This is a genomic window from Micromonospora sp. CMU55-4, assembly GCF_011602315.1.
GTDB lineage: Bacteria > Actinomycetota > Actinomycetes > Mycobacteriales > Micromonosporaceae > Micromonospora > Micromonospora chalcea.
In genome coordinates, this window is record NZ_JAAOLH010000020.1 from 1 (window position 1) to 21,370 (window position 21,370).

Consider the following 21,370-nt stretch of genomic DNA (forward strand, 5'->3'; position numbering starts at 1 on the left):
CGGCGACGACGGGGACGCGCGACGCGCGTCAGTCGTGCCCTCCGGGCCAGGGACCGTGTTCCCGGCAGCCGTCGCCGAGCAGCCACGACGTCATCGTGGTGGCGTATCGCAGCGACATCGACGGCTCCTGGAACGGTGGTTGACCTTGCTCGCTCACGGTAGATCGATTCGGGAATCGTGGCCAACGTATTTCGATCCGTCCTCGGTGGGTCGCCGCTGCCGTCCGGCCCGGCCGGCGCTTCGCGCGGCGGCGAGCGGCCGGTCGATCCGGGCGGTCATCTGCACCACCAGCTCGCTGTCCAGCAACGGACGGTTCACCTCGGCGGCCACCGACAGCGTCGGCGTGGAGATCGACCGCCAGATCGCGGTGAGCCCGGCGCCGAGGCCGACGAGCGCCACCGTCGCCCGGGTGGTGGGGGAGCCGGCCGCCGCGGCGGCGCTGACACCCACCACCGCCAGCAGCACCACAAGCAGTGGTGCCAGCACCGGCCAGAAGATGCCCCGGGCCGCCTGCGCCACCAGCTTCCGGTCCCGGATGACGACGTTGCGGGCGATCACCGCCCAGTTCTCCTCGTCCAGCAGGTCGCGCGGATGCAGCCCACCGGTGAGCACGTCCTGCCACAGGTCGCCCTGGTTGCGCAGCTCCCGGGCCAGGTCGGCGAGTCCGGCCTCGCCCGGGTCGCCGACGGTGGCCCGGCCGACAGCCGTGGCCCAGGCGGCCAGCGAGCGGCGCACCACGGCGGCCGAATACGGCGGCAGTACGCTCGCCAGCTCGTCCAGCCACCTGCTGATCTGGAGGTGCCGGCCACCGAAGCGCGCGGCCAGTTGGTCGGCGTCGCCACGTCGCACGGTGTCGGCGAGCGAGCGCCCGAGCCGGTACGCCACACCCACCCGGTGGTTCGTCGCCATCGTCCAGCGCAGCACGTCGATGTTGAGGTCGTCGAGCGCGCGCAGCAGCGGCTCCCGGTCGGCGCCGGTGGCGCGGCGGGCGGTGGCGGTGGACGGCACCGTACGGCCGGCCGGGGTCAGCGGCGCGATCTGGGCCAGCGCCACGTCCACGCCGTCCAGGTACATGCCGAGCCGGTGCCACCCGGCCAACTCGGTCAGGTTCGACAGCTTCGGCGGCGCGGCCACCGGCCGGTTCCCGCCGTCGGTCAGGTCGGCGGTCCGCGCGTGGTGGTAGGCGTCCGCCATCGACCAGCCGAGTCGCAGCGCGGTGACCACCGCGGTCCGTTCGTCCCGTGGTGTCCCGTGCTCCTCGTCGCGCCGCTCGCGCGTCGCGGTGCTCACCGCCCGACCTCCCGTGTCACCGGATCAGTCGAGCGTAGAGGCATTTTTGCCCGCCTATGACCGTTTCGGGCCCACCCTGCCGGTCAGCAGGCCGCGCGGACGGATCGAGCGGACCGCCTCGGCCGCCGCCCCCTCGGCACGCAGGATGTGGTTCGCCGCGATGATCCCGGTGGCCGCCGACCGTTCCATCAGCGCGCTCGGGAACTCCGTGCGGATGCCGTCCCCGGCCAGGTAGAGGCCCGCCGCGTCGGTCTCCACCCCCGGACGCCCGGCGTGGCTACCCGGCGTGAACGCCGGTGCCTGCGCCTCGACCCGGGCGCGCAACTCGCGTACCCGCAGATCGGCCATCTCCGGCCAGAGCGCGGTCAGCTCCCGCAGCATCCGGGCGGCCAGCTCGTCGGCCGGCACGTCCGGCTCGCAGGCGTACGCGTGCAGCTCCACCACCGAGCCGCCGGTCCGCTCCGCCCAGCGGCGGGGCTCGTCCTCCAGCCGGTGGTAGAGCGTCACCGAGTCCAGCGTGGGCTGCCGGGAGACGCCACTGAACACCGCCCGGTCCGGGCGGACGTCCCCGTCCATCCAGTACCGCGCCACCGCGTACGGCGGCCCGGGTGTGCCGAACGCGGGCATCCGCGCCACCAGCTCGGGCGCCGCCGCGACCAGGCCGGGCGAGGCGCCGACCAGCGCGGCGAGCGCCGGCGGGTCCACCGCGAGCACCACGTGCGGCGCCTCCCAGACGTCGCCGTCCGCGCCGGTGACGCGCCAGCCCGCCGGGGTACGGTCCAGCCGGGCCGCCGGAGCGCCGGTCAGCACCCGGCCGCCGTGCTTCTCCACGTGCCGGGTCAGCGGCTCCCAGATCGCCGTCGCGTAGTCCCGGTCCGGGCAGTCGAACGCCAGCCCCTCCGGGTTGCCGAGCAGGTAGAAGTGGAACTGCGCGATCATCTCGGCGGCCGACATCTCCGCCTCGTGGTTGAAGAACGAGTGCGAGAAGACCTCGAAGAGCATGGCCCGCGCCCGGTCCGGCAGGCGCAGCGAGGTGAGCAGCTCGTCGGCGGTGCGCTCGTCGAACTCCTCGTAGGTGCGCACCGGGTCGTAGGTCAGCAGCGGCAGCGCGGCGTCCCGATCCATCGTGCGCAGGTCCGCCAGGCGCAGGCTCGGACTGCGCAGCAGCAGCGCCAGCAGGTTCGCCGGCGGCGCGGGCGGCAGCTTGCCGAACTCCTCCGTGGGCCACTGCTCGGACAGGATCGGGTACCCCGGGATCGGCTTGAGGAAGCCCAGCGCCGGGTCGACGCGGCGCAGGATCGACCGCCAGTTCCAGTACTGCCGGAAGAACGCGTGGAAGCCGTGCTCGTTGCGCTGGACGCCGTCGGGCAGCTCCTCCGGCCAGGCGCCGAGCCGGCCGCCGAGGTGCGGCGCGGCCTCCAGCACGGTCACCGCAACCCCGCGCTCGGCCAGCACCACCGCCGCCGACATGCCGGCGATGCCGCCGCCGACCACCAGCGCCGCGACCGGTCGCGGCACGCGGGGAGCGCCACCGCCGCCCGGGTCCACCACGTGCTCGCGTACGCCGATCAGGCGACCTACCACTTGCGACAGACTCACGGGGCATCCTTCAGTCGGTGGTCCCCCCAGTCTGCCCGAGGTGAAAGGAAGGGGCCCTTTTTAACGCATACGGATGTGCGGGGGCCCTTCTTAACGCCGGGCGGCCCGGTTACGTCCGCGCCGCGCGCCGGCCGCCCGCGCGTCGAGTGCGCCGCGCAGGGGCGCGGGGGAGGTGTTAACAAGGGGCCCTTCCTCTACCGGAGGCGTTAAAAAGGGGCCCTTCCTTTCACTCCAGGCAGTGGCGGGGGCGGTCGGAGGGGGGCCAGACGTACTCCAGGTCGGGGGAGACGTCGGTGAACAGCCGCGCATAGTGGACGGGGTCCTTGCGCAGCAGCGACGACCGGTGGCTGCGGTGCAGGTCGTCGCGGCCCAGCCAGGGCGGCAGCTCACCGGCGGCGGCCAGCTCGTCCTGGGTGCGGATCACGGCGATGCCGCAGGCGGTGGCGAGGTCGGTGGCGAGCGTGCCGGCGCAGGTGTCGGCCCGGCCGGGCTCGCACCACACCGCGCACATGTCCAGCCCGTACCGGGTCAGCGCCTCCTCGTACCCGGCCCACATCTTCACGGCGGGATGGTTGCGCCAGCCGTAGTCCGGCCGGGTCAGGCCGCGCAGCACCTGGATCGTCTCCACGCGCTGCTTGCCCAGCCGCTTCTGGTCCAGCGTCCGGGCGCTGGCCAGGAAGTCCGGATACGGCAGGAACGTCTGCATGCCGGTGCTCTACCCGTACCCGGCCACGCCATGCGTTCATGATCGAGGGGGCTGCGCGTACCGAGAGCGGCTGACTACCATCCGGACATGGCCGAGCCCCTGCGTGACCGCGCACGCCGCGCGACCGGCTGGCGGCTCCGGATGAACGGGGACGAACGCCCCCACTTCGTGGTGTGCGGCTCCGATCCGCTCGCCTACTGGGTGGTCCGGTCGCTGCTCGCCACCGACAGTGCCGACGGGCGGGTGCGGGTCACGCTCGTGGTGCCGGCCCGCCGTCGGTCCGAGGGCCCGGACGGGCGGGACGTGCCGGGGGTACGGGTCGTCACCGCCGAACGCCTCGACGAGGCGGCGTTCCGCCGGGCCGGGCTGGCCGGCGCGGCCGGGCTGGCGCTGCTGAACCAGGACGACGTGGGCAACATGCACGCCGCGCTCTGCGCCCAGGAGGTCGAGTCCCGGCTGCGCCTGGTGGTGCGCATGTTCAACACCAACCTGGCGGACGGGCTGCGCCAGCTCTTCCCCGACTCGGCGGTGCTCTCCGACGCCTCGATGGCCGCGCCCGCCTTCGTCGCCGCCGCGCTGGGCGAGGTGGCGCCGACCCACTTCCGGCACGCCGGGCGCACGCTGTACGTGGCGCGGCGCGACGACGTACGCCCGCAGGACGTGGTCTGCGGCCTGGCCGTCACCACGGACCCGGACCTGGTCCGGGTGCTTCCCGCCGACGAGGCCGCGGCCGACGTGGTGCTGGCCGAGGCGACCGGCCGGCCGGCGGGCACGGAGGTGGCCGCGCGGCGGCTGGTGCGGGCGCGGCGGCGACGGCAGCCGGCGGCGGTGCTGCTGCGCGCGGTCCGCCACTTCGCCACCCGCAAGATCGGCATCGCGGTGCTGGTGCTGCTCGGGGTGATCGCGGTGCTGGGCTGGCTCAACGCGCGGGCCGCCGACGTCAGCTGGAGCGAAGCGGTCTACCTGACGCTGGTCACCACGCTCACCGGCCAGGATCCGGACGTCAACAAGCCGGTCGCCGCCCAGGTCATGCAGGTGGTGCTCAACCTGGCCGGGCTGGCGCTGATCCCGCTGATCACCGCAGCGGTGGTCGACGGCGTCGTAAACGCCCGGCTGGCGCTGCACGCCGGGCGGGTCCAGCCGGACCGCTCCGGGCACGTGGTGCTGGTCGGGCTGGGCAACATCGGCACCCGGGTGATGGCCCAGCTGCACGACTTCGGCGTCGAGGTGGTGGCGATCGACAAGAACGCGGACGCGCGTGGCGCCGCGCTGGCGCACCGGCTGGGGGTGCCGCTGATCGTCGGCGACGCGGGCCGGGAGGAGACGCTGCGGTCCGCGTCCGTCGACACCTGCCAGGCGCTGGTGGTGGTCTCCACCGACGACGGGACGAACCTGCGTGCCGCGCTGATCGCCCGGTCGCTCGACCCGGACCTGCGGGTGGTGCTGCGGCTGTTCGACGGCGACTTCGCCGAGCGGATCCAGCAGGCGTTCGGCATCGGCATCTCGCGCAGTGTGTCCTATCTGGCCGCGCCGTCGTTCGCGGCGGCGCTGCTGGACCGCGCGGTCGTCGCCACCATCCCGGTCGACCGGCACGCGCTGCTGGTCACCGAGGTGCCGGTGGTGGCGGGCTCACCGCTGGACGGGCGTCCGCTGAGCGCGGTGGCCCGGCCCGGCGAGGTACGCCTGCTCGCGTACACCCGGCCGAACCAGAAAGCCGACTGGACGGCCGATCCGCGGATGGTGATCCAGGCCGGTGACCGGTTGACTGTGGTGGCCCGGCGGGCCGGGCTGACCGCGCTGCTGCGGGAGACCACGCCCGTGCCGCCGCCGGCGCCGCCTGCCGGCCCACCCGCCGCGCGCCGCCCGGAGGAGTGACCGGCCGCGTCAGGCAGGTCGACGACGGCGGCGGACGGCGTACCCGAGCGCGCCGAGCGCGAGCACGCCGAACCCGGCGAGCACGCTCGGCAGCGGCAGGTTGACCGCCAGCACCAGGCAGCCGACCAGCCCCAGCGCGGCGAGCACCCGGGCTGGTACGCGGCGGGCCGGGTCCGGGCCGAGCGTCAGCGCCGCCGCGTTGGTGATCGCGTAGTAGACCAGCACGGTGCAGCTGGAGAAGCCGATCGCGCCCCGGACGTCGCCGACCGCGACGACGGCGATCACCACGGCGGCCACGGCCAGCTCGGCGCGGTGCGGCACCCGGTGGCGCGGGTGCACCGCCGCGAGCACGCGCGGCAGGTCCCGGCGGCGGGCCATCGCCAGCGAGGTGCGACCGACGCCCGCGAGCAGCGACAGCAGCACCCCGGTCACCGCGACGGCCGCGCCGGCCCGGACCAGCCAGGCCAGCCCCGGGTGCCCGGTGGCGGTCACCACCTCGACCAGCGGCGCGTCCGTGGACGCCAGCCGGTCGGCGCCCAGCACGCCGAGCGCGACCACCGCCAGCGTCAGGTAGATCGCCAGCACCGCGCCGAGCGCCAGCGGCACCACGCGGGGGATGGTGCGCTCCGGGTCGCGTACCTCCTCGCCCAGCGTGGCGATCCGCGCGTACCCGGCGAACGCGAAGAACAGCAGCCCGGCGGCGGTGAGCACACCGCGTGCCCCGAGGTCGGCGGGGGCGGTGAGCCGGTCGGCCGCCACCTGCGGGGCGCCGGTCACCGCCACCACGGCGAGCACTGTGAGCACCAGCGCGACCAGCACCCGGGTGGCGGCGGCGGTCTTGCCGATGCCGCGCAGGTTCACCACCGTCACCGCCACCACCGCGAGGACGGCGACGAGCCGCGCCCGCCCCGGCCACAGGTACGCCCCGACGGTCAGCGCCATGGCCGCGCAGCTCGCGGTCTTGCCGACCACGAATCCCCAGCCGGCCAGGAAGCCGGCGAACGGGTGCAGCCGTTCCCGGCCGTAGACGTAGGTGCCGCCGGACTCGGGGTAGCGGGCGGCGAGCCGGGCCGAGCTGGTGGCGTTGCAGTAGGCGATGAAGCCGGCGACCGCCAGCGCGACCAGCAGACCGACGCCGCCGGCTGCCGCCGCGGCGGGGGCGAAGACCACGAAGACGCCCGCGCCGAGCATCGAGCCGAGACCGATGACGACCGCGTCGGGTACGCCGAGTCGCCGCGCCAGTTGTTCCACACCGGCAGCCTAGGAGCGTGCGGTGAACAGCGGGTGCGGTCGCCCGGTCAGCCCGGCGCGGACCAGTCGACCGGCCGCCGCCAGTCGCCGAGCCGGCGCGGCAGCGGCAGGTCGTCCCAGGGCACCCGGCGCAGCAGCCGGTCCAGCAGCAGGCCGAGCAGCAGACCGGCGATCGAGTCGGTGAGCCAGTGCCAGCCCAGGTAGACGGTGGTGCAGAAGACCACCGCCGGGGGCACCACCCGGACCACGGTGACCAGCCGGGGCGGCACGGTCCGGCCGACCGTGCGCACGAGCGGGGCCAGTAGCAGGGCCAGCACGCCGTACCAGACGATCGCGTTGGCGACGTGCCCGGACGGGTACGACTGGGCGAAGCGGACCGGCAGGTCGTGCTGGAACAGCGGCAGCGTCTGCTCGGGCGACAGGAACGGCTCCTTGACCGAGGCGCTCGGCGCCGGCCGGGCCGTCCACACCTTCAGCGGCCCGATCGTGAAGAACGTCAGCACGAACGCGACCACCGGCGGCAGGATCGGCCGCACCGAGCGCAGCCGCAGCGCCAGCAGCACGCCCAGCCCGGCCGCGAGCAGCGTCAGCGGGGTGCCCTGGCCGAGCAGGTTGAGCGTCATCGCCACCCAGCGGGCGGCGGTCGGGCGGTGCTCGTCGGACCAGTCGGCGACGGCCCGGTCGAGCCCGAACAGGTGCCCGGAGGCGAGCGCCACGGTGATCGCCACCACTGCCGCGAGCAGCAGCCCGTCGAACCACCACCCGGCCGGCCGGACCGGCCGCAGCCGCAGGTGACCGCGTACCCCTGAGGTCTGACGCACGCGACCACGCTACCGGCCGCCGACGGCGCCGGGGCGGCGCGGGCATCGGCGGCTGTGTGCCGAGCCACGAAGGGAAGCGCGGTCCGGGGGTGAGCGGTCACACTGGTTGCCGTGCGGATCACCTCGGCTCTCGTCGACCCGGCGCTGCTCGACCTCCCCTGGTCGACCCCGCTGGAGCAGTGGCCTGCCGAGCACCTGGTGGCGCTGCCGCAGGGCATCTCCCGGCACATCGTGCGGTTCGTCCGGCTCGGCGGGTACGTCTACGCGGTGAAGGAGACCGGCGAGCGGGTCGCCGAGCGCGAGTACGACCTGCTGCGGGCGCTGGAGCGGATCGACTTCCCGTCGGTGGAGGCCGTCGCCATCGTGGCCGACCGGCAGAGCGACGACGGCGAGCCGCTGGACCCGGTGCTGATCACCCGCCACCTCCAGTTCTCCCTGCCCTACCGGGCGCTGTTCTCCCGCACGCTGCGGCCGGAGACCATGAACCGTCTGCTCGACGCGCTCGCGGTGCTGCTGGTCCGGATGCACCTGACCGGTTTCTTCTGGGGCGACTGCTCGCTGTCCAACACGCTGTTCCGGCGGGACGCGGGCGCGTTCGCCGCCTACCTGGTGGACGCGGAGACCGGCGCGCTGCACCCGTCGCTGTCCAACGGGCAGCGCGGCGAGGACCTGGAGATCGCCCGGGTCAACATCTTCGGCGAGGCGCTCGACCTGCAGGCCGCCGGCCTGCTGCACGAGTCGATCGACCCGGAGGTGGTCTGCGAGGAGGTCGTACGGCGCTACGAGCAGCTCTGGCACGAGATCACCTACGAGCAGCAGGTCGAGCGCGCTGCCCGGCACGACATCGAGCGCCGCATCCGCCGCCTCAACGAGCTGGGCTTCGACGTGGCCGAGGTGGCGATGTCCACTGTCGACAACGGGCGTTACCTGGTGCGGCCGAAGGTGGTCGACGTCGGCTACCACACCCGGCGGCTGCTGCGCCTCACCGGCCTGGACGCGGAGGAGAACCAGGCCCGCCGGCTCCTCAACGACCTGGACGCCTACCGGGTGGAGAGCGACCTGACCGACGAGCAGCAGGCGGCGCACCGCTGGCTGACCGAGGTCTTCGAGCCGGTGGTCCGGGCGGTGCCCGCGCACCTGCGCCGCAAGCTGGAGCCGCAGGAGCTGTTCGCCCAGATCATCGAGCACAAGTGGCTGCTCTCCGAGCAGGCCGGGCGGGACGTGGGGATGCGCCGGGCGGTGCAGTCGTACCTGGCGGACGTGCTGGTGCACCGGCCGGACGAGCAGGCGGTACTCGGCGTCGAGGTGCCCACCGCCTGACCGCCGGGCGGGTCACTCCACCCAGTTACCGCCGCGCATCACCCGCACCACGTTCAGGTCGTCGTCAAGCACCACCAGGTCGGCGCGCAGCCCGGCGACCAGCGCGCCGACCCGGTCGCCCAGGCCGATCGCGCGGGCCGGGGTGGTGGCGACCATGCGGCAGGCGTCCGGCAGGGCCACGCCCGCGCCGACCGCGTGCCGCAGCGCGGCGTCCATGGTGAGCGTGCTGCCGGCGATCGCGCCGTTGTGGGCGAGCCGGGCCTCCCCGCCGGCCACGGTGACCGCCTGGCCGCCCAGCTCGTACTCGCCGTCGGGCATGCCGGCGGCGGCCATCGCGTCGGTGATCAGCGCGGCCCGCTCCGGGCCGGCCACCGAGGTGGCGAAACCGAGCATCCCGTCGTGCAGGTGCACCCCGTCGGCGACCAGCTCGCACACCACGTTCGGGGCCTCCAGCAGCGCCACCACCGGGCCGGGCTCACGGTGGTGCACCGGGCGCATCCCGTTGAACAGGTGGGTGCCGACCGTCGCGCCCGCGGCCACCGCCGCGCGGGTCTGCTCCCAGGTCGCGTCGGTGTGCCCGACCGCCGCCACCACGCCCTGCGACACCAGCAGCTCGATCGCCTTGGTGGCGCCGTCGCGTTCCGGCGCGAGCGTGACCATGCGTACCGCGCCGCCGCCCAGCTCGATCAGCTCGGTCAGCTCGGCCGTGGACGGGTCCCGCAGGAACTCCGGGTTCTGCGCGCCGCAGCGGTCGGCAGACAGGTACGGGCCCTCGAAGTGGACGCCGGCGAGCACGCCGGACTCGACCAGCGGGCGGTAGGCGGCGGTGGCGTCGCGCATCAGCTCGAACGGGGAACTGACCAGGCTGGCCAGCAGCGTGGTGGTGCCGTGCCCGAGATGGAACGCGGCGGCCTGCCGCGCCGCCTCCGGGTCGCCGGTGGTGAACGTGTGCCCGCCGCCGCCGTGGGTGTGCATGTCCACGAAGCCCGGCACGATCCAGTGCCCGTCGCGCACCGACGGATACTCGGCGACGGCGGTGATCCGCCCGTCCGCGATCTCCACGCAGCCCTGCCGGATGACGCCGGTCGGGGTCACCACCTTGCCGGTCACGCGCCGGGTCATCGACTCTCCTTCACCAGGGTGTCCAGGGCCAGCAGGGCGGCGCCGAGGCAGCCGGCCTCGTCGCCGAGGTCGGCCGCGACCAGGCGCGGTTCGCGATGGAACGTCAGCCGCTCGCGCAGCGCCGCCCGCAGCGGGTCGAACAGCCGGGCACCGGCCTGGGCCAGCCCGCCGCCGAGCACCACTGTCGACACATCGTAGAGCGCCTGCCCGGTGGCCAGTCCGTCGGCGAGCGCCTCGACCGCGTCCTGCCACACCTCCACGGCGAGCGGTTCACCGGCCGCCGCGCGCTCGGCAACCTGGGCGGCGGTGGTGGGCGCGCCGGACAGCTCCGCGTACCGGCGTCCGATCGCCGAGGCCGACGACACCGCCTCCAGGCAGCCGGTCCGCCCGCAGCCGCAGCGCGGTCCGCCGGGCCGTACCAGGATGTGGCCGATCTCCCCGGCGGCGCCGTGCGCGCCGGTGGCGGCCGACCCGTCGACCACGTGGGCGGCGGCGATGCCGGTGCCGATGGCGACGAACAGGACGTGGCCGGCGTCCCGCCCGGCCCCGAGGCGCGCCTCGGCCAGGCCGCCGGCACGCACGTCGTGGCCGAGCGCCGCGGGCAGTCCCAGCCGCGTGCCCGCCAGCTCCCGCAGGGGTACGTCCCGGAAGCCCACGTTCGCCGACCAGACCGCCACGCCGCGCGCCTCGTCGATCACTCCGGGTACGGCGATGCCGCAGGCCACCGGCGTATGGCCGTCGGCGCGGGCCTTGCCGGCCAGCCCTTCGGCCACGTCGAGGATCGTGCCGACCACCGCCTCCGGGCCGCGCTGCGCGCCGGTGTCGTGCCGTTCGGTGTGCACTGTCGTGCCGTCCGGCCGGACCAGGGCGCACTTCATCCCGGTGCCGCCCACGTCCAGCGCGACGACGACCTCGTCGCCTCCACTCACGCCGTGGGCTCGCTTCGCTCGCTCACGCCGTGCTGACTGGGCATGCGCTCACGGCCCTCGCTGCGCTCGGTGCGTTCGCTCATGCCAGGACCACGGACCGGGTCAGGTGGCGCGGCGCGTCCGGGTCGAGGCCACGGGTGGTCGCGAGCGCGACCGCGAAACGCTGGGCCAGGATCAGGTCGGCCATCGGGTCGACCGGGTTGCGCCCGGCCGCCCAGCTCGTCAGCACCGTGCGCCAGCCGTGAGTGCGGCTGTGCACGAACGCGGCGCCGGTGGCGGCCACGTCCTCCGGCAGGCCGTCCGGGATCTCGCCGAGCGCCCACACCAGCCGGCCGGGGGCGGCGACCGAGATCGGGCCGTGCCGGTAGTCCATCGCCGGGTACGCCTCGGCCCAGAACGTGGCCGCCTCGCGGCACTTCAGCGCGGCCTCCTGGGCCAGCCCGACGGTCCAGCCGCGGCCGAGGAAGGTGACCTGCTCGATGCCGGCCGGGTCGATCGGCAGCGGGGCCCGGACGGCCACCTCCGCGTCGGCGGCGAGCCGGCTGAGGTCCTCGCCGAGGTGGGCGCGCAGCAGCGCGAGCGCGGTGGTGGCGAAGCGGGTCTGCACCACCGACCGCTCGTCGGCGAAGGGGAGCGCGACAGTGGCGTCCGCGGACGCGACGGCGGCCGAGTCCGGGTCGCCGACGAGGACCGTGGTGGGGATCCGCCCGCGCAGCGCGGCGAGCAGGTCGAGCACCTCGGTGGTGGTGCCGGAGCGGGTGATCGCGATGAGCCGGTCGTAGTGGCGGCCGGTGGGGAACTCGCTGGCCTGGAAGGCGTCGGTCTCGCCGTGGCCGGCGGCCTCGCGCAGCCCGGCGTACGCCATGGCCATGAACCACGACGTGCCGCAACCGACCACCGCGACCCGCTCGCCGGGGCGCGGCAGGCGCTCGGCGACGGTCGGAGCGAGTCGCGCCGCCTCCCGCCAGCAGTCGGGCTGGCTCGCGATCTCCGCGTGCACGTACGCCATGACAACTCCTCGCCGGGAAAAACCCTTGCGCAATACGGCGCGATACTGCCGTCTTTCGCGCGTCATTCTGCGCGAAGCGGCGTGGTTGTGGCAACTGTCTCCAAGTTCGCGCAGCGAAGGCTTTTGCGCGGACTGAGTTTCGCGCACTAGTGTGCACGCAACCGATCACCGTTCACGCATAGTCAGGGAGGCCCCAGCGGTGGACCGCTACGCGCGCTGGAACGCGCTGCTGGAGATGCTGACCGACAGCGGCCGGGTCACCGTCGAGGAGGCGGCCGACCGGCTGGACGTCTCCCAGGCCACCATCCGGCGTGACTTCGACCAGCTCGCCCAGCAGCAGATGATCACCCGCACCCGGGGTGGCGCGGTCGCCAACGGCGTCTCCTACGACCTGCCGCTGCGCTACAAGACCGCGAAGCACTCGGCCGAGAAGCAGCGGATCGGCACGGCCGCCGCCGCCCTCGTCTCCCCGGGCACCGTGGTCGGCCTCAACGGCGGCACCACGAGCACCGAGGTCGCGCGGGCGCTGGCCGTACGCCCCGACCTCAACACCAGCGCGGAGGGCGCCCAGCTCACCGTGGTCACCAACGCGCTGAACATCGCCAACGAGCTGCTGGTGCGCTCGCGGATGAAGGTGGTGGTGGCCGGCGGCGTGGTCCGGCCCAAGTCGTTCGAGCTGGTCGGCCCGCTGGGCGGGGCGCTGCTGCGTGAGGTCACGCTCGACGTCGCGCTGCTCGGCGTGGACGCGATCGACCCGCAGCTCGGCGCCGCCGCGCACCACGAGGGGGAGGCGGCCATGAACAGTCTCATGGTCGCCCGCGCCAAGCGGGTCGTCGTGATAGCCGATTCCTCGAAGCTCGGTGGGCACGCGTTCGCCCGGATCTGCCCGGTGGACCGGGTCGAGACGCTGGTGACCGACTCCGGCGCGTCCCCGGACGTGGTGGCGGCGTTCCGCGAGGCCGGCGTCCACGTCGTCTGCGCCTGACGGCGCAAGGAAGGGACCCTTCTTAACGCCTGCGGTAGAGGAGGGGCCCCTTTTTAACGCGCCTCGACGCGCCTCGACGCGCCTCGACGCGCCGACACTGCATACCAGGTATTGCCATCCGGTGCATACCGCGTATGGTGTCGCTGACGCCTACTTATCGGGGGAGGTCAGCTGTGTCGGCTGTCCTGGAGATCGAAGGTCTCCGCAAGACGTACCGGAGCCGGAAGCGCGGGGTCCGCCACGCGCTCGACGGCTTCGACATGCGAGTGGAAGCCGGCCAGGTGCACGGCTTCCTCGGCCCGAACGGTTCGGGCAAGACCACCACGCTGCGTACGCTGCTCGGCCTGATCAAGCCGAACGGCGGCCGGATGGCGATCCTCGGTCAGGAGCTGCCGCACGCGCTGCCGGCCGTCGCCGGGCAGGTAGGCGCCATCGTGGAGAGTCCGCAGTTCTTCCCGCACTTCAGCGCGCGGGACACGCTGGGCCTGCTCGCCCAGGCGGGTGAGCTGCCCAAGCAGCGCGTGGACGAGGTGCTGGAGCTGGTCGGGCTGCGCGACCGGGCGGGTGAGCGGGTCAAGACCTACTCGCTCGGCATGAAGCAGCGCCTCGCGGTCGCGTCCGCGCTGCTCAAGAACCCCAAGCTGCTGATCCTCGACGAGCCGGCGAACGGCCTCGACCCGGGCGGCATCCGGGAGATGCGCGGGCTGATGCGGGAGCTGTCCGAGGCCGGGATGACTGTGGTGCTCTCGAGCCACATCCTGGGCGAGATCCAACTCATCTGCGACTCGGTCACCATCATCTCGCTCGGCCGCCGGGTCGCGTTCGGACCGGTCGACCAGGTGCTCGCGGCCCACTCCCAGGGCGCCGTGCGGGTACGCCTGGAGGCGGTCGACGACCTGCCCCAGGCCGCCGACGCGCTCAGCCGTGCCGGGGTCGGCGTGACCGCCGAGCCGGACCACCTGATGCTGTCCGGTGTGGACAAGCCGGCCACCGTCAGCCGCCTGCTCGCCGAGCAGGGCCTGTACGTCAGCGAGCTCACCCCGGTCGCCGTCGACCTGGAGAGCGTCTTCCTCGAACTGACCGCCACCGCGCCGGTCCCCGGCCAGCACCGTCAGGTCGATCAGTCCGCCAAGGTCGACCAGACCGGCACCGCAGGAGGTTGGGGCGCATGAGCCTGTTCGTCACCGAGCTGCGCCGGCTCGGCAAGCGCCGGCTGACCCGGCTGATGCTCGTCCTGCTGCTCGTCGGCCTGGCCACAGTGGCCACCGCGTTCAGCTTCTCCAGTCAGAAGCTCTCGCCGGACGTGGTGGCGGCGGCGGAGGCCGACTCCCGGGCCCAGTACCAGCAGGCGACGGAGGGGTGGAAGCGCAGGGTCGCCGCGTGCGAGGCCGCGCAGGCCCGCGGTGAGCAGACCGAGGAGGAGTACGGCCCGAACTGTGGCAAGGACTACGCGCCGCAGCCGGACATGTTCGACCCGAAGTGGAACCTGCCCTACCAGTTCGACTTCCGGGCCGAGTTCCCCATGTTCATCGCCGTGTTCGCCGCCTCCGTGGCGCTGTTCGGCTTCATCGTCGGCGCCTCCTTCGTGGGCGCCGAGTGGAACACCGGCGGGATGATGAACCTGCTGTTGTGGCGACCGAAGCGGCTGACCGTGCTGGGCACGAAGCTGGCCGCCCTGCTGACCACGGTGTTCGGCCTGACCGTGGTGCTCGGCGCGCTCTGGACGGCGGCGTTCTGGCTGATCGCCGGCCAGCGGGGCAGTACCGCGAAGATGACCGCCGGGGTGTGGCAGTCGATCGGGCTGGACGGGCTGCGCGCGCTGGGCATGACGCTCCTCGTGGCGGCGGTCGGGTTCGCGCTGGCCTCGCTGGGCCGGCACACGGCGATGGCGCTCGGCGCGGCGGTGGGCATCTTCGCGGTGAGTGAGATCGGCATCCGGATCGCGGTCGCCGTGCTCGGGGTGCAGTTCGGCGACCGGTACGTGCTCTCCACGTACGCCCAGTCGTGGTTCCTGAAGCAGGCGGAACTGTTCGACTACGACACCTGTCAGTTCTCCCAGGGCGCCTGCGAGCCGGCCACGTACGTGGTCACCTGGCAGCAATCGGCTGTGGTGTTCGGCGTGGCCCTGGTGGGCGCGGTCGTGGCCGCGTTCTGGACGATGCGGCGGCGGGACATCGCCTGACCTGGTCCGCGCCGCCGGCTCCCCCCGGCGGCGCGGACCCCGCGTCCGATGCGGCCGGGGGCGGCCCTGGTTACGCTGGGGCTCCCCCGGCCGGCGCGCTCCGCGTGCCGGTCACCCGCCGTCGGAGAGGAGCGCCATGTCCGCCGACGCCTCGCAGCGGGCCGCCGTCGACCCGTCCGGCCCGGCAGCGGGTACGCGCCACGCGGGCGGGACGGTTCCGCCACCGCGCACCGCTCCGCCCGTCGAGTCCACCGCACCGTCGGAGTCCGTCCGGCCCGGGTCGCCGCCCGTCGAGTCCACCGCGCCGGTCGAGCAGCCCGGTCCGGAAGCGGCGGATACGGGCGCCGCGGGCACGACGCCGGCCAGCCTCACCGAGCGGGAGCAGCGGATCCTCGCCTTCGAGGCGCAGTGGTGGAAGCACGCCGGAGCCAAGGAACAGGCCATCCGGGACACGTTCGGGCTCTCCGCGACCCGCTACTACCAGCTGCTCAACGCGCTGCTCGACCACCCGGCCGCGCTCGCCGCCGATCCGGTGCTGATCGGCCGGCTGCGCCGGCTGCGCTCGTCGCGGGCCCGCAACCGGCGGCGCTGACCCGCCTCACTTCTCGTACGTGCGCAGCCCGTTGCCGATGGCGAAGAACGTCGGCGCCCACTCGCCGATGAAGATGCCCCAGCGGTCCGCCCGCGCCACTCCGGCGCGCTCCATGTGCTTGGAGAGGAACCAGCTGGTGACCGAGAGGCCGATGCTGACGAACCCGGCGAGGTATGCGTGCTCCGCCCGGATGCCGCCCTCGTGCAACCGCTCCAACATCTCGAATCCCCCTGTCACCGGGACCGACCCGGTCGCGTTCGACGCTACCGAAAGTGCGGGAGTGATGACGCAGGGTTACCACGATCGGGCCGGTGGCGGATGACCTGGCGCGGGCCGGGTAGGCGGCCGGCGACGACGAACGGAGGCGACGATGGGAGCACCGGACCGCCGGTACGCGATCGGCAGCAGGCCGGCCCGCCCGGCCGGGGAGGCGCCGGTGATGCGGGTGCGTTCCGCCTCCGACCCGGCACCGGGCCGCCCGGAGAACGAGGACGTGGTCTTCCGGATCGGCCCGCTCGTCGGCGTCCTCGACGGGGCCACCGTGCCGGAGGGCTTCGACACCGGATGCGTGCACGGTCCCGCCTGGTACGTCCGGCACCTGGCCGCCCGGATCGGCCTGGCGATCGCGGCCCGGCCCGCCGCCACGCTGATGAGCAGCCTCGCGGCGGCGATCCTCGCGGTCCGGGCCGACCACGGCGGGACGTGCGACCTGGACCATCCCGGCACCCCCTCGTCCACCGTCTGCCTGCTGCGGGAAAGCGGCGACCGGGTCGACTACCTGGTGCTCTGCGACAGCCCGCTGGTGCTCGACACCGACCGCGGGATCGAGGTGGTCACCGACGACCGGCTCGCGGACGCGGTGGCCGACCTGCGTCGCAGCGCCGCCGCGCTGCCCGACGGCGAGACCGACCCGGCGACCCGGTTCCGGCGGGCGACGACGGTGCAGCGGACCCGGATGAACCGCACCCACGGCTACTGGGCGGCGGCGAGCGACCCGGACGCGGCGTACCACGCGCTGACCGGCACGCTTCCGCTGCGCGGTCCGGGTGCGCTGCGCCGGGCCGCGCTGCTCAGCGACGGCGCCTCCTGCGCGGTCGACCAGTTCGGCCTGTTCGACTGGGCCGGGCTGCTGGAGGTGCTGACCGTGGCGGGCCCGGAAGGGCTGATCGACCGGGTCCGCGCGGCCGAGCGGGACCACCCGGAGCGGCTGCGGCGGCGCAAGCGCACCGACGACGCCTCGGTGGTGCTGTGCGAGTTCGCTCCTCCGGCGTGAGCACGCTCACGCCGGAACACCCGGTCGGATGACAACGCAGCGTGAGGCGGAACACCCCGGGGGTACGACCGGCCGAGGCGGTCGGCCATAGCGGCATTCCGGGCCCAAAGGGGTGGACGGCCCGGACAGGTAGCGGCAGACTGCGCCTCGTGACGGGTGCGGTACGGCTGGAGCCGGTGGACGAGCGGAACCTGGAACCGTTGCTCTCCGTAGCGGCGGCGGAGGCGGAACCGGAGGACGTGATGCCTCCGGTGCAGGCGCCCGCGGGCTGGTCGCTCGCCCGCCGGGACGCGTTCCGGGAGTTCCACCGGGCGAACCTCGGCGGACTCGACGGCCCGACCCGCACCGCCATGTACGCGATCGTCTCCGGCGGCGAGGTCGTCGGCATGATCCGGATGACCCGCCGGGACGAGCCCGGCACTGTGGAGACGGGCATGTGGCTGGGCCGCTCCGCCCGGGGCCGGGGTCTCGGCGCCGCCGCGCTGCGGCAGCTGCTGCACACCGCCGCAGCGGCCGGGATGCACACAGTGGTCGCGGACACCACGCCGGACAACGCGGGCGCTCTCTCCGTTCTTCGTAAATGCGGTGCGGAATTGCGCGAGGAGGGCGGAGAAGTGCACGCCCGAATGTGCCTCGACTCGGCGCTGCCGATCCGCTGAAACCCGTTCTTGCAGCTCCCTGACGCTTGACGTGAAGTTTCGGCCGCCTTTTCCGTTCCCCTGAGGAAATGTTTTCCCAACGGGGTGACGGGTAGTTCGCGCCCCGGGGAGTGCGGAGGAGAGCGGATGAAAAGCGGAGCACGGGTGGCGCTGGCGGTGGGCTTCGGCTACCTGCTGGGTCGCCGGAGGAAGATGCGTACCGCGTTGACGCTCGCCGCGGCGGTCGCCGCCGGGCGTGCCAGCCAGCGTCCCGGCGGCATCAAGCGGCTCGGCGCGGATCTGATGGGCGCCAGTCCGCAGCTGCGCAACCTCGGCGGGCTGGCGCCGCCGCTGGTGGCGGCCGGGCGGGCCGCGGCGACCGCCGCCGCCGGCAGCGGCATCGACGCGATCGGCGGCCGGCTGCGCGACGGGGCCGACGCGCTGCGCCGCCGGAGCGGCCCGGGCCGGCCGGACGCCGAGCGTTCCGCGCCGGACGAGGAACCGGAGCTGGACGAGCAGCCCGAGGCGCCGGACCGACAGCAGCGGGGGCGGTGACGATGGCGACGACCGATCTGACCGGCCGGGTACGCGACGAGATCGGCGGCGAGCTGCGCAACCTCGCCGCGGCGCTCGGTGAACGGGCCGTCCAGGCGATCAGCGACCGGGTCACCGCCGCGACCGCACGACTCAGCGAGTACGCGCAGCAGGGCGGCGACCCCGGCCTGGTCGCCGCCGCCACCGGTGCGCGGAAGCTCGCCGAGGGCAGCTCCCCGGTGAAGGCCATGTTCCATGCCGGCGTGGCCGGCGGTAGGGAGAAGCTGATGGCGGCGTTCGGCCGCAAGGGCGGCGGCGACGGCGGCCGGAAGCTCAAGGTCACCAACATCGTCGAGACCATCGAGGTCGGCGTACCGGTCCGGGTCGCCTACAACCAGTGGACGACGTTCGGCGACTTCCCGAGCTTCATGAAGAAGGTCGAACAGGCCGACTGCGACGACGAGAAGATGACCTGGAAGGCGCAGGTGCTCTGGTCGCACCGGACCTGGGAGTCGACGATCGTGCGGCAGATCCCGGACCGGCTCATCCACTGGCGGTCCACCGGCGAGAAGGGCTCGGTCGACGGCAGCGTCAGCTTCCACGAGGTCGCCCCGGAGCTGACCCGGATCCTGGTCGTGCTGCAGTACCACCCGCAGGGCTTCTTCGAGCACACCGGCAACCTGTGGCGGGCCCAGGGCCGCCGGGTCCGGCTGGAGCTGAAGCACTTCGTCCGGCACGTGATGACCCGGACCGTGCTCGACCCGGACGCGGTCGAGGGCTGGCGCGGCGAGATCGAGGACTCCCAGGTCGTCAAGGACCACGAGACCGCGCTCCGGGAGGAGCGGGGAGAGACCGGGCCGGCCGACGACGAGTACGCCGCCTACGACGAGGGCAACGACTTCGCCGACGACGAGTACGCCGACGAGCCGGTCCTCACGGCGCCGGAGCGTGCCCGCCGCCGCGACGAGCGCTGACCGGTCAGGACCGGCCGGCGGCGTACGACTCCAGGTGCGCGAGCTGCACCGGGTCCAGCGACGGCCGGACACGGTCCCGGGCCGCCCCGACGTGCGCGGCAGTCACGGTGCTCGCGTTGAGCGACTCCCGCATGGCGGCGAGCGCCGCCTCCCGTACCAGCGCGGCGCAGTCGGCGGCGGAGAAGCCGTCCAGCTCGGCGCCGAGCGCGTCGAGGTCGACGTCCGGCGCGAGCGGTACGCCCCGGGCGGCGGCGCGGAGGATCTCCGCGCGGGCCGGCCCGTCCGGCGGCGGCACGTAGACCAGACGTTCCAGCCGGCCGGGACGCAGCAGCGCCGGGTCGACCAGCTCCGGCCGGTTCGTCGCGCCGACCACCACCACGTTGCGCAGCGCCTCCACCCCGTCCAGCTCGGTGAGCAGCGCCGCCACCACCCGGTCGGTGGTGCCGCCGTCGCTGGCCTGCCCGCGTACCGGGGCCAGCGCGTCCACCTCGTCCAGGAACACCAGCGTGGGCGCGGCCTGGCGGGCCCGGCGGAACAGCTCCCGCACCGCCCGCTCGCTCTCACCCACCCACTTGGAGAGCAGCTCGGCGCCCTTCACCGACAACACGTTCGCCCGCCCGGACCCGGCCAGCGCGGTGACCAGGTAGGTCTTGCCGCAGCCGGGCGGCCCGTAGAGCAGCACCCCGCGCGGCGGCGTCACGCCCAGCCGGGCGAACGTGTCCGGGTAGGTGAGCGGCCAGAGCACCGACTCGGTGAGCGTCTGCTTGACGTCGTGCAGTCCGCCCACGTCGTCGAGCGTCACCGACGCCAGCTCCAGCGTGGACGCGGACATCGTCGTCGGCCGGACCACCTCCAGCGCCTCGGTGAAGTCCGTCATCGCCACCGTCGGCGTCTCCGCCGTCTTCTGCCGCAGCGCCGCGCGTACCCCGGCCTCGCGGACGAGCGCCGCCAGGTCCGCCGCGACGAACCCGGGGGTACGGCCGGCCACCTCGTCCAGCCGTACGTCGCCGGCCAGCGGCACCTGCCGGGTGAGCACTGTCAGCTGTTCCCGGCGCAGCGCCGCGTCGGGCAGCGGCACGGTGATCCGCAGCGCCAGCAGATCCGGGCCGCGCAGTCCCGGGTCCACCGCCTCCGGTCGCCCGCTGGTGCAGACCACCGCCACGCCGGCCCGCAGCGCCTCGGCGACCACCTGGCGGAACACGGTGGCCAGCGGACCCGGCTCGTCGGCCGGGGCGATCGCCTCCACGTCGGTGACCAGCAGCACGGCCGGTCCGCCGGCGCGTACCGCCGACGCCGCCTCGCGGAGCCTGCGGGCCGCCGCGTCGTTCGTGAGCGCGGCCAGCTCCGGCGCCCAGAGCGGGCGCAGACCCGCGCCGACCCGGGCCGCGACGGCGCGCACGAGCGCTGACTTGCCCGAGCCCGCCGGTCCCTCCACCAGCACGCCGAGCGAGACGGTGGTGCCGAGCCGGCCCAGCACCTCACGGTGGTGGAAGCCCAGGTCCAGCAGCTCGGTCAGCTCCTCGGCCTGGGCGCGCAGGCCGGGCAGCTCGTCGACGTCCGGGGCGTCCTCCGGGCCGAGCAGGCCCTCGGCCCGTTCCGTCCCGGCCGGCGCGGCCGAGGGGGCGGAGACGGGCGCGCCCGGGGACACCGGGCCGGAGCCCCGGGTGGCCGGACCGTGCTCCCAGCCCACCACCGTGTCCATGGTGACGAGCGCGCCGGCCGCCGGCTCGACGGACACGACGTTGAGCAGCGTGCTGGTCCAGGCGTACCCGACGGAGCTGGCGAGACTGCGCCGCGCGGCCTCGATCAGGCCGCGCACGGCGGCGTCCGGGAGCACGTCCTGCGGCAGCAGCGAGACGTCGTCGCCGGGCGTGACGACCTTGCCGAGCAGCGCGAGCCGCAGCATCTCCGGCGGGACCGCGGCGACCACCGCGGCCGGGCCGGCCAGCGTGAGCCGGCGCGCCGGGGTGGCCGGCAGCGGGCTCACCGTCACCTGGCCGCCGGCCCGCAGCCCCAGATTGCCGAGCAGCAGGTCGTCGGCGTGCAGCAGGACGCCGCTGGTGCCCGGGTCGGCGGCGGCCGCGATGCCGGCGGTCGTCCGGCGGCCGGTCAGCCGCACCGGATCGCCGGGGCGCAGCGCCAGCGCGGTGAGCACCTCGGGGTGCAGGCGTACCACGCCGCGGCGGGCGTCGAGCGCGGCCGGCCGCAGCGTCGCGGTCAGGGTCAGATCGGGTTCCGCCACCCGCCGACAGTAGCCGCCGTGACCACGA

At 74.3% G+C, this 21,370-nt stretch carries 20 protein-coding genes; 10 read left to right on the forward strand and 10 right to left on the reverse strand.

Annotated elements, in window-relative coordinates; all coding sequences use genetic code 11:
• Positions 1-153: 153 nt before the first annotated feature.
• From HA073_RS26810 to HA073_RS26820, 3 genes are all read right to left on the reverse strand, one after another.
• On the reverse strand, positions 154-1,290 hold the full coding sequence (locus HA073_RS26810; protein WP_166457570.1) for a hypothetical protein: 1,137 nt from the start codon (positions 1,288-1,290) through the stop codon (positions 154-156).
• 54 nt (positions 1,291-1,344) lie between these two features.
• Entirely contained in the window at positions 1,345-2,889 is a 1,545-nt protein-coding gene (locus tag HA073_RS26815; RefSeq protein ID WP_166457571.1) for an FAD-dependent oxidoreductase, read from the reverse strand.
• A gap of 226 nt (positions 2,890-3,115) precedes the next feature.
• Positions 3,116-3,595, reverse strand: a complete 480-nt coding sequence (locus tag HA073_RS26820; protein ID WP_043327962.1) for an MSMEG_6728 family protein — start codon at positions 3,593-3,595, stop codon at positions 3,116-3,118.
• An 87-nt stretch (positions 3,596-3,682) separates the two neighbouring features.
• Between HA073_RS26820 and HA073_RS26825 the strand changes: the two genes are divergently transcribed.
• Positions 3,683-5,470, forward strand: coding sequence for a TrkA family potassium uptake protein (locus tag HA073_RS26825; protein ID WP_374226020.1), 1,788 nt, complete (start codon positions 3,683-3,685; stop codon positions 5,468-5,470).
• Between the two features lie 9 nt (positions 5,471-5,479).
• On the opposite strand, the gene HA073_RS26830 is transcribed toward HA073_RS26825, so the two are convergent.
• Entirely contained in the window at positions 5,480-6,721 is a 1,242-nt protein-coding gene (locus HA073_RS26830) for an APC family permease (RefSeq protein ID WP_166457572.1), read from the reverse strand.
• Between the two features lie 47 nt (positions 6,722-6,768).
• Positions 6,769-7,542, reverse strand: a complete 774-nt coding sequence (locus HA073_RS26835; RefSeq protein WP_113973549.1) for a phosphatase PAP2 family protein — start codon at positions 7,540-7,542, stop codon at positions 6,769-6,771.
• Between the two features lie 111 nt (positions 7,543-7,653).
• Between HA073_RS26835 and HA073_RS26840 the strand changes: the two genes are divergently transcribed.
• The gene (locus HA073_RS26840; RefSeq protein ID WP_030502801.1) at positions 7,654-8,862 is read left to right on the forward strand and encodes a DUF4032 domain-containing protein; all 1,209 of its coding nucleotides are present in this window, start codon (positions 7,654-7,656) and stop codon (positions 8,860-8,862) included.
• 12 nt (positions 8,863-8,874) lie between these two features.
• Here the strand turns inward: HA073_RS26840 and nagA are convergent, their stop codons facing one another.
• The 3 genes from nagA to HA073_RS26855 form a co-directional block, all read right to left on the reverse strand.
• On the reverse strand, positions 8,875-9,984 hold the full coding sequence (nagA, locus tag HA073_RS26845; RefSeq protein WP_043327965.1) for an N-acetylglucosamine-6-phosphate deacetylase: 1,110 nt from the start codon (positions 9,982-9,984) through the stop codon (positions 8,875-8,877).
• Positions 9,981-10,913 (reverse strand): ROK family protein, encoded by a 933-nt coding sequence (locus HA073_RS26850; protein ID WP_043327966.1) that lies wholly within the window; start codon positions 10,911-10,913, stop codon positions 9,981-9,983. The genes nagA and HA073_RS26850 overlap by 4 nt, the downstream gene beginning before the upstream one ends.
• Positions 10,914-10,992: 79 nt before the next feature.
• Positions 10,993-11,922: an SIS domain-containing protein gene (locus HA073_RS26855; RefSeq protein ID WP_043327967.1), complete on the reverse strand. Its 930-nt coding sequence runs from the start codon at positions 11,920-11,922 to the stop codon at positions 10,993-10,995.
• 199 nt (positions 11,923-12,121) lie between these two features.
• On the opposite strand from HA073_RS26855, the gene HA073_RS26860 reads away from it, so the two are divergent.
• From HA073_RS26860 to HA073_RS26875, 4 genes are all read left to right on the forward strand, one after another.
• A complete protein-coding gene (locus tag HA073_RS26860; RefSeq protein ID WP_043327968.1) occupies positions 12,122-12,907 on the forward strand; it encodes a DeoR/GlpR family DNA-binding transcription regulator in 786 nt (261 codons plus the stop codon).
• Between the two features lie 173 nt (positions 12,908-13,080).
• Positions 13,081-14,079 (forward strand): ATP-binding cassette domain-containing protein, encoded by a 999-nt coding sequence (locus HA073_RS26865; protein ID WP_043327969.1) that lies wholly within the window; start codon positions 13,081-13,083, stop codon positions 14,077-14,079.
• Complete coding sequence (locus HA073_RS26870; protein ID WP_113973546.1) at positions 14,076-15,089, forward strand: ABC transporter permease subunit; 1,014 nt, start codon at positions 14,076-14,078, stop codon at positions 15,087-15,089. The genes HA073_RS26865 and HA073_RS26870 overlap by 4 nt, the downstream gene beginning before the upstream one ends.
• A gap of 136 nt (positions 15,090-15,225) precedes the next feature.
• Complete coding sequence (locus HA073_RS26875; RefSeq protein WP_166457573.1) at positions 15,226-15,681, forward strand: DUF3263 domain-containing protein; 456 nt, start codon at positions 15,226-15,228, stop codon at positions 15,679-15,681.
• Positions 15,682-15,687: 6 nt separating this feature from the next.
• Here HA073_RS26875 and HA073_RS26880 read toward each other — a convergent pair whose 3' ends face one another.
• Complete coding sequence (locus HA073_RS26880) at positions 15,688-15,900, reverse strand: hypothetical protein (protein WP_013288875.1); 213 nt, start codon at positions 15,898-15,900, stop codon at positions 15,688-15,690.
• Between the two features lie 151 nt (positions 15,901-16,051).
• Here HA073_RS26880 and HA073_RS26885 point away from each other — a divergent pair, with 151 nt between their 5' ends.
• From HA073_RS26885 to HA073_RS26900, 4 genes are all read left to right on the forward strand, one after another.
• Positions 16,052-16,954, forward strand: coding sequence for a hypothetical protein (locus tag HA073_RS26885; RefSeq protein ID WP_104113964.1), 903 nt, complete (start codon positions 16,052-16,054; stop codon positions 16,952-16,954).
• Positions 16,955-17,103: 149 nt separating this feature from the next.
• Positions 17,104-17,613: a GNAT family N-acetyltransferase gene (locus HA073_RS26890; RefSeq protein ID WP_043327973.1), complete on the forward strand. Its 510-nt coding sequence runs from the start codon at positions 17,104-17,106 to the stop codon at positions 17,611-17,613.
• 126 nt (positions 17,614-17,739) lie between these two features.
• Positions 17,740-18,147 carry a hypothetical protein gene (locus tag HA073_RS26895; protein ID WP_043327974.1) on the forward strand — a complete coding sequence of 136 codons (408 nt, stop codon included), beginning with the start codon at positions 17,740-17,742 and terminating at the stop codon, positions 18,145-18,147.
• Between the two features lie 2 nt (positions 18,148-18,149).
• Complete coding sequence (locus HA073_RS26900) at positions 18,150-19,100, forward strand: SRPBCC family protein (protein ID WP_166457574.1); 951 nt, start codon at positions 18,150-18,152, stop codon at positions 19,098-19,100.
• Positions 19,101-19,104: 4 nt separating this feature from the next.
• Here the strand turns inward: HA073_RS26900 and HA073_RS26905 are convergent, their stop codons facing one another.
• Positions 19,105-21,342: an AAA family ATPase gene (locus tag HA073_RS26905; protein WP_043327975.1), complete on the reverse strand. Its 2,238-nt coding sequence runs from the start codon at positions 21,340-21,342 to the stop codon at positions 19,105-19,107.
• Between the last annotated feature and the right edge of the window lie 28 nt (positions 21,343-21,370).